At 46.3% G+C, this 15,675-nt stretch carries 11 protein-coding genes; 6 read left to right on the top strand and 5 right to left on the bottom strand.

Features of this window, described 5'->3' with window-relative positions; translation table 11 throughout:
• The first annotated feature begins 93 nt into the window (after positions 1–93).
• Positions 94–1,341: a mechanosensitive ion channel family protein gene (locus D2V93_RS11690; RefSeq protein WP_119619627.1), complete on the top strand. Its 1,248-nt coding sequence runs from the start codon at positions 94–96 to the stop codon at positions 1,339–1,341.
• A gap of 90 nt (positions 1,342–1,431) precedes the next feature.
• On the opposite strand, the gene D2V93_RS11685 is transcribed toward D2V93_RS11690, so the two are convergent.
• The 4 genes from D2V93_RS11685 to D2V93_RS11670 all read right to left on the bottom strand — a co-directional run bounded on the left by D2V93_RS11685 (position 1,432) and on the right by D2V93_RS11670 (position 6,764).
• Positions 1,432–2,058, bottom strand: coding sequence for a carbonic anhydrase (locus D2V93_RS11685; protein WP_119619626.1), 627 nt, complete (start codon positions 2,056–2,058; stop codon positions 1,432–1,434).
• 198 nt (positions 2,059–2,256) lie between these two features.
• Complete coding sequence (locus D2V93_RS11680; RefSeq protein WP_072879863.1) at positions 2,257–3,909, bottom strand: sodium:solute symporter; 1,653 nt, start codon at positions 3,907–3,909, stop codon at positions 2,257–2,259.
• A gap of 31 nt (positions 3,910–3,940) precedes the next feature.
• Positions 3,941–5,266 (bottom strand): xylose isomerase, encoded by a 1,326-nt coding sequence (gene xylA / locus D2V93_RS11675; protein WP_119619625.1) that lies wholly within the window; start codon positions 5,264–5,266, stop codon positions 3,941–3,943.
• A 13-nt stretch (positions 5,267–5,279) separates the two neighbouring features.
• Positions 5,280–6,764 (bottom strand): xylulokinase, encoded by a 1,485-nt coding sequence (locus D2V93_RS11670; protein ID WP_119619624.1) that lies wholly within the window; start codon positions 6,762–6,764, stop codon positions 5,280–5,282.
• 297 nt (positions 6,765–7,061) lie between these two features.
• On the opposite strand from D2V93_RS11670, the gene D2V93_RS11665 reads away from it, so the two are divergent.
• On the top strand, positions 7,062–8,120 hold the full coding sequence (locus D2V93_RS11665; protein WP_119619623.1) for a LacI family DNA-binding transcriptional regulator: 1,059 nt from the start codon (positions 7,062–7,064) through the stop codon (positions 8,118–8,120).
• A gap of 27 nt (positions 8,121–8,147) precedes the next feature.
• Here the strand turns inward: D2V93_RS11665 and uxaC are convergent, their stop codons facing one another.
• Entirely contained in the window at positions 8,148–9,581 is a 1,434-nt protein-coding gene (gene uxaC / locus D2V93_RS11660) for a glucuronate isomerase (RefSeq protein WP_119619622.1), read from the bottom strand.
• Positions 9,582–9,831: 250 nt separating this feature from the next.
• On the opposite strand from uxaC, the gene D2V93_RS11655 reads away from it, so the two are divergent.
• From D2V93_RS11655 to D2V93_RS11640, 4 genes are read left to right on the top strand one after another with little or no spacing between them, the layout of a single operon-like run.
• Positions 9,832–12,027, top strand: a complete 2,196-nt coding sequence (locus D2V93_RS11655) for an alpha-glucuronidase family glycosyl hydrolase (protein WP_245978213.1) — start codon at positions 9,832–9,834, stop codon at positions 12,025–12,027.
• A gap of 17 nt (positions 12,028–12,044) precedes the next feature.
• The gene (locus tag D2V93_RS11650) at positions 12,045–12,785 is read left to right on the top strand and encodes an SDR family NAD(P)-dependent oxidoreductase (RefSeq protein ID WP_072879962.1); all 741 of its coding nucleotides are present in this window, start codon (positions 12,045–12,047) and stop codon (positions 12,783–12,785) included.
• 26 nt (positions 12,786–12,811) lie between these two features.
• Positions 12,812–13,981 (top strand): mannonate dehydratase, encoded by a 1,170-nt coding sequence (gene uxuA, locus D2V93_RS11645; RefSeq protein WP_220473638.1) that lies wholly within the window; start codon positions 12,812–12,814, stop codon positions 13,979–13,981.
• A complete protein-coding gene (locus tag D2V93_RS11640; RefSeq protein ID WP_119619620.1) occupies positions 13,981–15,663 on the top strand; it encodes a glycoside hydrolase family 43 protein in 1,683 nt (560 codons plus the stop codon). The genes uxuA and D2V93_RS11640 overlap by 1 nt, the downstream gene beginning before the upstream one ends.
• The last annotated feature ends 12 nt before the right edge of the window (positions 15,664–15,675 follow it).

Here is a 15,675-nt window from a genome sequence, read left to right as displayed (position 1 = left end):
TCTTTCATGGTATCAAATAAAATAGGGCATTGGCTTCAAATTGGTAGGGTTAAAATGTAATTTTGCCCATAATATCCTATAAAATTAGATTTTATGGACAGTGACTTGGGACGTTTGTTGTATGATTATCTCTTGAAAATGGGGATGAGCGAGGGTTTGGCCTCCGACCTCAATTTTGTACTCTTGTTGGTGGTCGTCCTGGTCTTGGCTTTTCTTCTGGATTTGGTGGTGTGGAAAGTACTGAGGGCCATATCCATTCGATTGGCAAGGAGAACCAAGAACAATTATGACAACTTTTTGGTGGCCCATAAGGTGCCCCGTTCCGTGGCGCATATATTCCCCTTGCTGTTCCTGTTCGAGTTTCTCCCGGTCGTTTTTGTGGATTTTGATTATGCCGGGGGCATCGCTTTAAAGATTGTAAAGATCCTGTTCGTGTTGCAGACGCTTGCCGTGTTCCGAAGGTTCTTTAAGAGCACGAAGGACTATTTGAAGATCTTGCCCAAGTTCAAGGACAAGCCCATCGCCAGTTACACGCAGGTGTTCATGATATTTGCCTGGATCGTGGGGATGCTCACCATTTTTGTCATTGTCACCGAAACCTCCATCTGGAAATTTTTCGCCACATTGGGAGCCGCATCGGCCGTGGTCCTGCTCATATTCAAGGATTCCATTTTAGGTTTTGTGGCGAGCATACAGGTCACCATAAACGACATGGTACGCATCGGGGATTGGATCACTTTCGATAAATATGGGGCCGATGGGGATGTGATCGAGATCACATTGGCGACTGTCAAGGTGCAGAATTTTGACAAGACCATAACTACCATTCCCACCTATGCCTTGATATCCGATTCCTTCAAGAACTGGAGGGGCATGCAGGTTTCTGGGGGAAGGCGGATCAAGCGGGCGCTGATCATCAGCCAGAAGAGCATCCGGTTTTTGACCCAGGAAGATGTGGAAGCGTTGAAGAAGATCCAATTAGTGGCCGATTACCTGTCCCAAAGGAGTGAACAGATAACTACCTACAATCGGGATAATGGGATCAACAAGGAACTTTTGATTAATGGAAGGAACCTGACCAATTTCGGCGTGTTCCGAAAGTATGTGACCAATTATTTGGAGAAACATTCGGCGATCAACAAGAAAATGACCCTGATGGTTCGCCAGTTGGAGCCGACCCCACAGGGTATCCCTTTGGAAATATATGTCTTCAGTGCCGACAAGCGTTGGGAAAACTATGAATACGTAATGGCGGATATCTTTGACCACCTTTTAGCGGCCCTGCCTTACTTCTCACTTGAAATATTTGAACTGCCTATGTATGTTAATGGGAAGAAATAGCAGGTTCAATGCCGATAAAGTTGTTGTTTATTTGAACCACAATTCGGATTATTTACCCATGCGTGGTTGTTGTAGCGCCTGTATCTTTCACTAATCAAGGTGGTAGATTTCCATCACATTTTTCAGAATCCTGTCAAAATCGATTTCCAGATCGATCAGTTTGCCTGAGTGTATGTCAAAAACCCAACCGTGAACTGTAATCCCTCTTTCCCTGTTGGCTCGCTGTACTTCTGCCGTTTTGATGACATTTATGCATTGCTCCTGGACATTGAGCTCAACAAGCCGTTTGTACTTTAACTCTTCGTCGTCGATGGAGTTCAGTTCCACTCTATGGGTACGGTATACGTCTCGAACGTTTCTGAGCCAGGGATTTAGGATCCCCAAATCTTTTGACTGCATTGCCGCCTTAATGCCTCCACAATAATAATGGCCACAGACCACTACATGGTTCACTTTTAAATGAAGAACCGCATAATCAATGACGGACATTGCACTAAGATCCGTATTGGGTACCATATTGGCAATGTTTCTGTGTACAAAAGCCTCACCCGGTGAAACCCCCATGATTTCTTCGGCAGTTACCCGGCTATCGGAACAACCAATGTAAAGTATATCGGGGTTTTGCCCTTCCGATAGGTTCTTGAAATAGTTGGGGTCTATGTTCAGTTTGCTTTGAACCCATTTTTGATTGTTCTTGAAAATTTGTTTGATATTCATGGTTTGTTTGAACTTTTATAAATGTAGGGATTTTCATTGGACCATGACACGAGGTGGATGTAGAGTGTGTCGCCAACAGAGAATAGGGCAACCCAAATGGACTATAAAAGAAAAAACCTTGATTAATCTGGGATTGTCAAGGTTTTCCGTTGTTTTCCACAAAACCAACGTAATCGCTGCGATGAATGGTGATTTATTTTATCCCGTGAAATAGGATAGAATTGCAATCACTATGATCACCAACAATACGGAGAGCACCACGTCGACTTTGCTGTAACTTCCCTTGGTGGCCGCTTTGTCCTCAGCGGACAAGGTGCCAAAGGAAAGCCCTTTGATGGTCACATAGTCAGGTGGCGTCGTGGCCAAACTGACCGATACGCAAAGTACCACCGAAAAGATGAACATAAAAATGGCCATGTGGGCAAAGTTCACCGTGGCAAACTGAAATAGGAAGCCAGAAACCTCCTCACCGGCCACTATTTGAGGTTGGTAGTAAATTTCGGAGCCCAACCTGAGGACCAACAGGACCAGACCCGCCAAAAGCGTCGTAATCGCAGCTTTGGAATTGACCCGTTTCCAAAGAATGCCCAATAAGAACACGGCTGTTACCGGAGGTGCAATGTAAGATTGTACGTTTTGCAGATACTGGTACATGACCCCGCCACCTATTTTGTCCATAATGGGTATCCAGATGATTCCAAGGACCACGATGATGCCCGTGGCTACCTTACCAATGGTCAACAGTTCACGTTCGGTCTTTTCCGGACGGAGTTTTTTATAGATATCCATCGTGAAAATGGTAGAACAGGAGTTGAACACAGATGCCAAGGAACTCATTAGGGCCGCCATAAGTCCCCCGGCCACCAAACCTTTCAACCCTACGGGAAGAAGAGTCTTTACCAGCATGGGGAATGCCCTATCGGCACGATCAACGTTGAAAACCTCGGGGTTTTGGATGGTCAGGGCAAAGGCAATGATCCCTGGGATCAAAAAGATCAGGATGGGCATCAGCTTCAGATAGGCACCAAAAATGGCCCCCCGTCTTCCTATTTTAATATTGTTGGCAGCAAGGGTTCGTTGCACAATATATTGATCGGTACACCAATACCAGATTCCCACTATGGTCCCACCGATTAATAGGCCGGTCCATGGGAACTGTGGGTCGCTCATAGGGCGCCACATATTGAAATGATCTGGACTTACGGATGTCACCGTTTCCCTGAGCTGTCCCCAGCCACCCACTTCTTGTAATCCCAGATAGGTGATGGTCAATGAACCCAGAATTAAGATGACGGTCTGTAAGGTCTCGGTGTAGATCACGGCTTTCATTCCACCGACGATGGTGTAGATCCCAGTAAAGACCACCACTCCGATGGCACCATACCAAAAAGGGATGCCCAAAAGTTCCGAGACCACAATGCCGCCGGCATAAATAGTGACGGAAACCTTGGTCAATACATAAGCGACCAACGAAAAAATGGAAAGGAACCAACGCGAACGACTATCAAACCTTTTTTCAAGGAACTCTGGCATGGTGAACGCCCCGCTCCTAATATAGAAAGGAAGGAATAACCAACCGAGCAAGAGTACGATCCAGGCGTGAAGTTCATAATGTGCCATGGGCGTGCCCGACTCGAATCCAGTACCAGCAAGTCCCACAACGTGTTCCGAGCCAATGTTCGACGCAAAGATGGAAGCCCCGATCACAAACCAGCCTACGTTCCTTCCCGCCAAAAAGTAATCTTCTGTGTCCTTGTTCTTTTGGAGGACCACCCATGCCGCCACTGCGATAAGGGCCAAAAAATAAATGCCGAGAACGATCCAATCCGGTCTTTCTAAAACTGATTCCATAATTGTTGGGTTTAGCTTGTTCGGTTATTGTTTATATGTACTGGTTGATGATGTTTTCAAACAACTCTTGCTTCCCGCTCCGTTTTTCGATGTTTGGGTTGGAAGAGGCATGTGCATGAAGGTCTTCCAAAGTGAGTTTTCCCTCTTCGAACGCTTTTCCGTTCCCAGAGTCAAAAGAGGCGTAGCGGTCACTTCTCATGCTGACATATTTGGAATTTTCCAATATTGCATTTGCGGCCAACAATGCCCTTGAAAATGCGTCCATCCCTCCAATGTGGGCATGGAAAATATCTTCCAGGTCTGTGGAATTTCGTCTGATCTTGGCGTCGAAATTGATTCCACCGCCCTGAAAACCACCTGCCTGAAGGATTACCAACATGGCCTGGGTGAGTTCATACACATCCACAGGGAACTGGTCGGTGTCCCACCCGTTTTGATAATCGCCCCTATTGGCATCGATGCTTCCCAAGAGGTTGTTGTCCGCGGCCACTTGGAGCTCGTGCTCAAAAGTGTGTTGGGCCAAGGTGGCGTGGTTCACCTCGATGTTGAGTTTGAAATCATCCAAAAGATCATATTTGGTTAGGAAGCCGAGCACGGTCGCCGAATCAAAATCATACTGGTGCTTGGTAGGTTCCATTGGTTTGGGTTCAATGAAAAAAGTGCCTTTGAAGCCCTGCTTCCTAGCGTAGTCCTTGGCCATGTGCAGAAAGCGCGCCATGTGGTCAAGTTCGCGGCCCATATCGGTGTTCAACAGGGACATGTAGCCCTCACGCCCGCCCCAGAAGACGTAGTTTTCACCACCTAGTTTGATGGTGGCGTCCAAGGCGTTTTTCACCTGTGCCCCGGCGAAAGCGACCACATCAAAATCGGGGTTGGTCGCAGCGCCGTTCATATATCGGGGATTACTGAAGCAATTGGCCGTTCCCCAGAGTAATTTTATCCCCGATGACCTCATTTTTTCCTGGGCGTAATCCGTGATGAGGTCCAGTCGCTTTTCAGATTCGGCAAGGGTGGCCCCTTCCGAGATCAGATCAAAATCATGGAAGCAATAGTAGGGAGCGCCAATCTTGGTCATGAACTCAAAAGCGGCGTCCATTTTGTCCTTGGCCTGTTGGATGGGGTCTGTGCTTGAAAGCCAAGGGAAATCTTGGGTAGGGGCACCAAAGGGATCTCCACCTGTACCGGTGAAGGTATGCCAATAGGCTATGGCAAACCTGAAATGCTCCTTCATGGTCTTGCCACCTACAACTTTGTTTTCATCATAATACTTGAATGCCAGTGGGTTATCGGATGATTTTCCCTCATATTGGATTTTTCCTATCCCTTTAAAATATTCTTTGTTTCCTGTTGTGATCATGATCGTGGTTTATTCAGTTATCAATATATTTTTTCAATTCTTTTTTCCATGTTTGATAGGCTTCGTGGTACGCATCGGATGAGGCTACAGGCTCATGGGTCATCTGTATGGCATCTGATGCCGTTGCCTCCCCAATGCTCGCAAAATCGCCATGGGCAAAGGCCGCCGCCCTTGCCGCCCCTACCGCCCCAGTGGTCTGCACAATGTCTATTTTACTGTTCGTCAGCGTAGCTATGGTCTGGGAGAACAGTTCCGCCCTGAACAGATTATCGTTGCCCGCTTTGATGGAGGTGATCTCCACCCCATCATTCTGAAGGATTTCCATACCATACACAAACGAGAAAGCAATGCCTTCGAGTGCCGCCCTGAACATATGGGGGGCTTTGTGCACATTGAAATTGAGGTTCAACACCCGTGAGCCCTTATTGCAATTTTCCAACATTCGCTCCGCTCCGTTGCCAAAGGGCAAGATCTGTAGCCCTTCGGAACCCACTGGTATGGACTCGGCTTGTTGGTTCATGTTGTCATAGGAAAGACCCTTGGTGAGTTCATTCTTGATCCAGCTGTATTGGATTCCTGTTCCGTTGATGCAGAGCAACTTGCCGATTCTTGGATTTTTTGCCGTATGGTTGGTGTGGGCAAAACTGTTGATACGCGTATGCTCCCTTGTCTTTTCGTGTCCGGATATGGCATAGACCACCCCAGAAGTGCCCCCAGTGGCCGCTATCTGCCCTGGTTCCATAACATTCAGGGACAATGCATTGTTGGGCTGATCGCCCGCGCGGTACATGATGGGAATGCCTTCAGGGAGACCGGATTCCGCTGCGCCCTGTTTGCTCACAAAGCCTTGTTCCGAAAACGAAGGCCGTACCTCTGAAACGAGGGAGGGATCTATGCCTGCTTCCTCCAAGAGCCATGTGGCCGGAGCATTTTCTTTGAAGTCCCACAGGATTCCTTCCGAAAGTCCGGAAGGGGTGGTCACACACTCTCCGGATAATTTTAGGGCGATGTAATCACCTGGCAACATGAATTTGTGGATTTTTCCATAGATGCCAGGTTCGTTGTCCTTCACCCATTTGAGCTTGGAAAGGGTAAAATTGCCCGGCGCATTCAACAAGTGCTCCACACATTTTGTTTTTCCAGCTTTTTGGAACAGTTGCTCCCCGGTTTCCACGGCCCTGCTATCACACCAGATGATGGAGGGCCTTAGTGGCTGAAGGTCTTTGCCCACGGTCACCAACCCGTGCATTTGATAGGAGATACCGATGCCCTTGATGTCAGTTTTGACAATGTTGTTTTTTGATATCAGCTCGTGGATGGCTGCGCATACATATTTCCACCATAAGTCGGGATCTTGCTCGGCCCATCCGCGGTTTGGGGAATCAATGGGCATTTCTTGTCGGGGCTGTTGTGCAATATCCCTAACGCTGCCATCATCGGCATTTATCAAGGCAGCTTTTATGGACGAACTACCAATGTCGAATCCTATCCAATACATGAATTTTGATGATTAGATTAATTTCTATGCTTTCCAAATATAAACAACGGAATCGATTGCGTACCTTTATTTCCTTAAATTCCACAGAAAGGATAAATTTTTTTACAATACCGTACCTTTATTTTTTCATTGGAGATAATTAAGATGAAATATGTAAAAGCAAGGTATTGTTTATTATTAAGTGTTTTTTGAACAATTTAAAAAAATTATTCTATACAAAAACTAAAAACTAATTTAGTGAATTGAAATTCAAGCTTATCCATTATCGTGCTTGGAAAACCTAACGGTATTTGACAGATGAAGATTAAAAAGGAGGTTACCATCTATGATCTCGCCAAAGAATTGAACTATTCCCCCTCGACGATTTCAAGAGCTTTGAACAACCATAAGAGCATCAGTAAGAAAACAATCAAGCTGATCAAAGAGGCTGCGAAGGAAATGGGGTACCGCCCCAACAATTTGGCCGCAGGTCTCAGGAACAATAAAAGCAATACCATAGGTGTGCTTATCTCCCGGATAAATCGACCATTTATGGCCTCCCTGATCAGTGGTATCGAGGAAACCGCTCGAAAGGCGGGGTATAATGTGCTGATCAGCCAATCCAACGATATGTATGAAAACGAGGTGAGCAACTGCAATGCACTATATGATAGCAGGATCACGGGCCTTATCGTTTCCTTATCGATGGAAACGGTGGACATGGCCCATTTTCAAAAATTTATAGATCAGGGGATTCCCATTGTCTTTGTGGATAGGGTGCCGGACAATTTCAATTCGTACAAAGTGGTGATAGACAACTATACTGCGGGATACTCGGCCACCAAACATTTGATAGACCAAGGGTGTACCAGAATTGCACATTTTGCGGGAGCGCAGCACAGGAACATCTATGAGGAAAGGAAAAAGGGCTATCTGGATGCGCTGCGGGAGTCTGGCCTGCCCATCAGGGACGAACTTATCATCCATTTTAAGACCTTGAGTTTTGAAGAAGGGAACAAGGCCACCAAAAAACTTTTGAAAATGCCAGAACCGCCCGACGGCATATTTTCTGCAAACGACACGGCTGCCGTGAGTGCCATTATGTGTGCAAAAAAAATGGGAGTGGAGGTTCCGCAAGAACTGGCCGTGATAGGGTTCAATGACGACCCGATAGCTTCTATTATGCAGCCTTCCCTTTCCACCGTATCGCACCCGGCCAGCAAAATGGGGGCCATTTCGGCCAAAAGAATCCTGAACCATTCCGGCCAAAATTATGATGCAGACCTCACGGAGATAACGGTCCTGGGTACGGAGATCATTGTAAGGGACTCCTCTCTGAAGAAAGCCAAGATACTCCATTCCACCAAGACCAGTTGAGACAATCGAGTAGGAGCGTAGCCCTTCTTATCCATTTTCCAAAGGGGCTTTTTCCACATAGCTGGGAAACTGGAAAAAATCCTTCGCATTGTTGTAGGTGATGTCCCTTACAATTTTCCCGATCCATTCCATATCATTCGGCAAAAGACCCGCTTTGATGTCCTTGCCCAATAGGTTGCAGAGGATTCTTCTGTAATATTCATGCCTTGGGAAGGATAAGAAACTCCTACTGTCCGTCAGCATCCCAACGGAACAACTCAACAGTCCCATATTGGAAAGGGCGTTCAATTGGTTGGTGATGCCATCCATTTGATCGAGGAACCACCATGCCGCCCCAAACTGTACCTTGCCCTTTATGCCATCCCCGTTGAAGTTGCCCGCCATGGTGGCAAACAGTTCATTGTCGTTGGGGTTGGAGTTATAGAGCACGGTCTTTGGAAGATGGCCTTTGTTGTTCAGGCCGTTCAATAGACCGGCAAGTTGTTCGGCCTGTTGAAAATCACCTATGCTGTCTACCCCCGCATTGAAGCCGACCTTGGACAAGATGACCTCGTTGGTGTTCCGGATAGGTCCCAAATGGAGCTGCATGGTCCAATTTTTCTCCGTGTAGAGACCACCCAAAAGGCCAAGGACGGCAGATTTGTATTGGGCCACTTCTTTTTTGGAGATGGTCCCGCCCCTCAGACGGTCCGACACAATGTTATTGATTTCCACTTCGGTAAAATCCATAGCATAAGCATGCGGAAGGCCATGGTCTGAAAGTCGGCAACCGTTTTTATGAAAATATTCCACCCTTTTCTTGATGGCCTGTCCCAAAGTTTTAAAATCAGTGATTTTGATATTGGTGATCTTGGAAAGTGATGACAGGTAATCGATAAATGCCGCACCTTCAATAGTGATCAGCCCGTCCGGCCTGAAAGTAGGGAGCACCTTCACGGGCCACCCAGATCCGGCAAGGTCCTTGTGATGGTCCAAGCTGTCCAAAGGGTCATCCGTAGTACAGACCACCTCAACGTTCATCCTGTGGATCAGGCCACGTGCCGAATAATCCTCCAAACCAAGTTTGGCGTTGCATTCTTCGTATATTTTTCCTGCAGTCTTGGGGGTCAAAAGGTCACCAATCCCAAAATAACGGCTAAGTTCCAAGTGGGTCCAGTGGTATAGGGGGTTTCGAAGGGCATAGGGAACAGTTTCTGCCCATTTATTGAATTTTTCACTGTCCGGTGCCTCCCCTGTTATGTATTTTTCAGGGATGCCCAGGGCACGCATGGCCCTCCATTTATAGTGGTCCCCATCAATCCAGAGCTGGGTCATGTTTTCAAACATTCTATTCCCAGCAAGCTCCTTGGGGGGCAAATGGGAATGGTAATCTATGATGGGCTGGTTTTTGGCATAATCGTGATAAAGTTCCTTGGCATGGTCGGTCTCCAACAAAAAATCGTCATGTATAAAGTTTTTCATGTGTCAATCTCTAAAGGTGGGTGAAAAGTATTGTGGTTGTGACAAGATAGCGCTGTTCTTTACTATTCCTGTTGTTGGGACTCGTAGTAGGATTTTGGTGTTTGGCTGGTTTTTAAGCATTTGGAATCTAAGTTTTATAAAAATTTCCATTTTCGGAATCGATTGCGTAAATATTTTGTAAATCTATAAATATTTTATTTATTTTACCGTGCGCAATTGGTTGATATATAAATTTATCAACTTCTCCATTATGAACTTTCAACTGATGAAACTTACCAAGAAAACAAGAGCGGCCTACTTAGTTGGTTTGTTGCTTTTGCTGTTCAATATGTCATTTTCCATGGACAATGGCTACAACCTTTGGTTGAATTACGGAAAAATCAATGATTCGTCCCTTTTGGAAACCTATAGGAACCAGTTGCAGACTGTGTTCGTAACGGATGGTGGGGCTACTGTGGATGTCATCAAAAAGGAACTGGACAGGGGGCTGGGAGGGTTGTTGCAGCAAGAGGTAAGGTTTGAACCAAACCCTACCTTCCAAAATCAATTGATCGTTTCCCGATATGCAGATTTGGGGGAGGACCTTCGGACTTTGGTTGACCCTGCCGGTCTTACAGGCGAGGGTTATTTTATCAGATCTATTGAAAATAAAAAACATCGTATAGTGTTGGTCACGGCCCAAACGGACATTGGATTGCTCTATGGGACCTTTCATTTTCTCCGTATTCTTCAAATGCACCAAGCATTGGATGACCTACAAGTGGTGGAGTCTCCCAAAGTGGATATCCGGATGCTGAACCATTGGGACAATCTTGACCGTTCCGTTGAACGGGGCTATTCCGGATTTTCCATTTGGAACTGGCACACGCTGCCCGATTACATAGACCAACGCTATATCGACTATGCCAGGGCCAATGCTTCCTTGGGGATCAATGGCACGGCATTGACCAACGTCAATGCCAATGGGCTGGTCTTGACCCCGCATTATCTGGAAAAGGTCAAGGCATTGGCCGATGTGTTCCGTCCCTATGGACTGAAGGTTTATCTCACTGCTCGTTTTTCCGCACCTATTGAAATAGGTGGCCTGGAGACTGCCGATCCCTTAGATACCGACGTGATCCAATGGTGGAAGGGCAAGACCAAGGAAATTTATGACCTGATTCCTGATTTTGGTGGTTTTTTGGTGAAAGCCAATTCAGAGGGACAGCCTGGACCGCAAAATTACGGCCGCACCCATTTGGATGGGGCCAACCTATTGGCAGATGCCCTAAGGCCCCATAAGGGAGTGGTCATCTGGCGCGCTTTTGTATATTCTGAGCATGACGATACGGACCGTGCCAAACAGGCCTATAGCGAATTTGTTCCCGATGATGGAAAATATCGTGACAATGTACTGATTCAAGTAAAGAACGGTCCCATCGACTTTCAGCCGAGGGAACCTTTTCATCCCATGTTCGGCGCCATGCCAAACACTTCCCAGATGATGGAGTTTCAAATCACCAAGGAATATTTGGGCTTTGCCACACACCTTGTCTATTTGCCCAAGCTTTTTGAAGAGGTACTCCGGAGCGATACCTATCAAAAAGGAAAAGGATCTACGGTTGCCAAGGTCGTCGATGGTTCCCTGAACCATAAAAAAGTGACGGGAATGGCAGGTGTGTCCAACATTGGAACGGACGCCAATTGGACCGGACATCCTTTCGGGCAGGCAGATTGGTATGGCTTTGGAAGACTGGCATGGGACCCCTATCTCGATTCGGATACCATTGCGGAGGAATGGCTGCGATGCACGTTTACCAATGATGAAAACTTTGTGGGGCCCGTGAAGAAAATGATGTTGGAATCCAGGGAAGCCGTGGTCAACTACATGAACCCGTTGGGATTGCACCATATGTTTGATACGAACCACCATTATGGCCCTGGACCTTGGGTGGACAATCTTTCCAGACCGGAATGGAACCCTGTATACTATCATAAAGCAGATGAAGAAGGTATTGGATTTGATAGAACGAGAACCGGAAGTAATGCCCTATCCCAATATGCACCGGAAATCGAAGAAAAATTCAGTGACCCAAACACTTGTCCAGAAGAATACCTTTTATGGTTTCATCACTTGCCGTGGGATTATCAGCTTAAGAATGGAAGAACACTTTGGGACGGGCTGGGGATCAAATACCAAGAAGGGGTGGATCAAGTCAGGGATATGATAAAAACTTGGGAGAGTATGAAGCCCTTTGTGGATGAATATAGGCACAATCAAGTAAGCATGTTATTGGGTATACAGCTCAAGGAGGCCAAATGGTGGCGGGATGCCTGCATGCTGTATTTTCAAACATACTCAAAAATGGATTTTCCAAAGGAAATGGAAAAGCCGGAGAATATCCTCGAACATTACAAATCGTTACAGTTTCCATTCGCTCCGGGAATCCGGCCCACATGGAATTAATTTTCAGAGAAAAATTGATGGACAAAAAAATAGCCATAGTTACAGGGGGCAACTCAGGATTGGGCCTTGCCACCGCCAAAAAGTTTTGTGAAAAAGGCATAAGGACATACATTCTGGGAAGGAACAGGGAAAAAACAGCGCAGGCCTGTGCCGAAATAGGTCCCAATGCCGTTCCCATCATCATGGACCTGACCCATTTTGAAGGGATTCCGGCCATAGTCGATGACATTTTCAAGAAAGAGGGGCAGATAGACATTTTGGTCAACAATGCGGGCATCAATATGAAAAAAGACTTTGTGGAGGTGACCGATGCCGAGTTTGAAGAAGTGATGCGGACCAATGTGTCCAGTGTTTTTGCCATCAGTAGGGAAGTGGTCAAAAAAATGAAGGAAAGGAATGGCGGGACCATCATCAACATTAGTTCCATGGCGGCACAGTACGGCATGCCCAAAGTGATCGCCTATTCGGCCAGCAAGACAGCCATTGAGGGCATGACACGCGCCATGGCCGTGGAACTGGCGGAACATGGGATACGGGTCAACTGTATCGCACCCGGTTTCATCAAGACCAAAATGACGGCCAAGGCACTCGACTCCGATTTGGAACGAAAGGCCAAAGTGTTCTCACGGACGCCCATGGGCAAGATGGGGATGCCCGAGGACATTGCGGAAGCCGTTTATTTTTTTGCTTCGGACGCATCAAAATTTGCGACCGGAACAGTACTTCCCATTGATGGCGGCAATAGTATAGGATTTTGAAAACAGCGCAACGACCTATGATCAAAATGCAACAGACCATGCGGTGGTACGGCCCCCAAGATGGGGTATCCCTTCGGGATATCAGGGAATCTGGTGTCACGGGAATTGTTACGGCTTTGCACCAAATTCCGGTCGGAGAAATTTGGCAGGTGAAAGATATCCAAGAACGGCAACAAATCATCCGAAATGAAGGTATGGAATGGGCCGTGGTTGAGAGCTTGCCCGTTCATGAAGATATCAAAAGACGAGGGGGCGACTATGGGCAATACATTTTGAACTATAAAAAGAGCTTGGAAAACCTTGCCGAGTGTGGTATAAAAGTGATCACTTACAACTTTATGCCCATTTTGGACTGGGTGCGCACAGACCATGCCTACACCAATCCCGATGGCACCAAGGCATTGTTGTTCGATGAGACAGCCTTCATATTTTTTGATGTGTATCTGTTGAAAAGGCCTAGAGCAATCGACGATTATACCAAGGAACAATTGGATGAGGCCAAGGCCTACGGAGACGCCTTGGATGGGTTGGACAAGGAAAAACTCTTCAAAAATGTACTACTGGGATTGCCGGGCAGTGATGAAAGTTTTACGCCCGAAAAAATCTTGGAACTGTTGCGAGCTTACGAAGGGATTGATGATGAGGCCTTGCGCGAGAACTTGGTACATTTTCTTTCCGAAGTTGCTCCTGTGGCACAAGAGCTTGGGCTGAAATTGGCCATACACCCCGATGACCCTCCTTTTTCGGTCCTGGGACTTCCTCGTGTGGTGTCCACGGAAAAGGATATTGCGGATATTTTATCGGCAGTTCCAGTAAAAGCCAATGGACTTTGCTATTGTACCGGTTCCTTGGGAGCGCAACCCAACAATAATTTGGTGCGGATCATAGAACAACATGGCGACCGCATCCATTTTTTGCATTTGCGGAACGTAAAAAGAGAGAACGGAAAACGGTTTAGGGAATCCGAGCATTTGAATGGGGACAATCCCATGGAGGAAATCATCGAAAGGTTCTTGCTGTTGATGAACAAGAACCAAACGGCACTTCCCATGAGACCCGACCACGGTTTCCTGCACTCTTTTGAGGGCAAGGAAAAGTACCCGGGGTATTCATTGATAGGAAGACTTAAGGGTTTGGCCGAAATACGAGGATTGGAACTTGGAATTTCCTATAAATTGAAACCATCAAAATCATAATGAAGAAAATAGTTTTACTCCCGCTGATCTTAATGTTTTTGCTAAGCCCCAAGGACATAAAGGCCCAATCAACCACTATCGTAAATCCTATACTGACCGGATTTTACCCGGATCCAAGCATCGTAAAGGTTGATGCGGACTATTATTTGGTCAATTCCACCTTTTCCTATTTTCCAGGCATTCCGGTTATGCACAGTAAGGACCTTAAAAACTGGAAGCAGATCGGTAACGTTATCCATCGTCCATCACAAATGGATTTTATGGGCGAACGGATGACAAGGGGATTGTTTGCCCCCGCCATTAGTTATCACAAAGGAGTGTTTTATGTGAGTTGCACCGATATTGACAATATGGGAAATTTTGTGGTTACTGCCACAGACCCTGCAGGGCCGTGGAGCGACCCGGTAAGGCTTCCCGAAGTCAGGGGAATCGATCCATCCATCTATTTTGACAAGGATACCGACAAAGCTTATATCCTTTATAATAGCGATGCCCCGGATAACAAACCATTATATTCTGGGCATAGGACTATCAGAATGTACGAGTTTGATTATGAAAACCTGAAAGTGGTCGGCGAAGAAACACAATTGGTGAACGGGGGAGTGGACATTTCGCAAAAACCGATTTGGATTGAAGGGCCACATATCTGGAAAAGAAATGGATGGTTTTATTTGTACGCCGCAGAGGGAGGAACATCGGTCAACCATTCCGAGGTGGTTTTTAGGAGCAAATCTCCAAAAGGCCCTTATGTTGCTTACGAGAACAATCCCATACTCACACAAAGGCACTTGCCAGAAGACAGGAAAAACCCCATCACATCCACGGGCCATGCGCAATTTGTGGAAGGTCCGGATGGGAAAACCTATTCCATTTTTCTGGCCGTAAGACCCTATGAAGGGGATTATTACAACACCGGACGTGAAACTTTTATTGCACCCATCGAATGGAAGAACGACTGGCCCCATTTTGCTCTGGGAGGCGAGGAAGTGAAATATGCCTATGAGGTCGGTTATAAGGAAATACCACAGGAAGGAGCTTTACCACAATCAGGGAACTTTGAATATACCCTAGATCTTAAAAAGAGATTGGATCCATCATTACTTTTTTTGCGAACGGTGGATAGCACTTCTTTTTACATTTCCAAAGAACAGGGTTTGGTCTTAAAGCTAAAACCAGAGACCATTGCGGAGTATGGTAACCCTTCTTTTGTGGGAAAACGGCAGCAACATTTATACAGTAGGGTGGAGACCATAATGCAGTTCAGTGCGGAGGATGAAAATGAAAAAGCGGGCTTGGTGGCCTTTCAAAACGAAGAACACTTTTATTTTTTGGCCGTTTCACAAAAAGACGGACAAGAGGTTATCCAACTTTTCAAAAACAATACAGATGATTCTGTAATGGACACAATAGCTGAAGTTCCTTTGAATTCCAAGAACGATGAAGTTAAACTGGCCATTGAGTCAAAGGGAGATGTGTATAGTTTCCAATATTCCATAAATGGAAAGGACTGGCAGTTGGTCAAAGATGATGTGGATGCCAAATTTCTAAGTACCAAGGAGGCAGGCGGATTTATCGGCTGCTTGTATGGAATGTATGCCACTTCATCAGGAGAAAAAGCGGATAACTCAGCCTCATTCGAATATTTGAAATATACCGGAAACGATCCTGTTTTCAGAAACTAAGCGGAGCCAAAT

The sequence above is a fragment of the Flagellimonas taeanensis genome (assembly GCF_003584105.1).
In the GTDB taxonomy this organism is placed as follows: domain Bacteria; phylum Bacteroidota; class Bacteroidia; order Flavobacteriales; family Flavobacteriaceae; genus Flagellimonas; species Flagellimonas taeanensis.
Note: the sequence above shows the minus strand (reverse complement) of the source record. Positions and strands in the feature narration are given on the sequence as shown.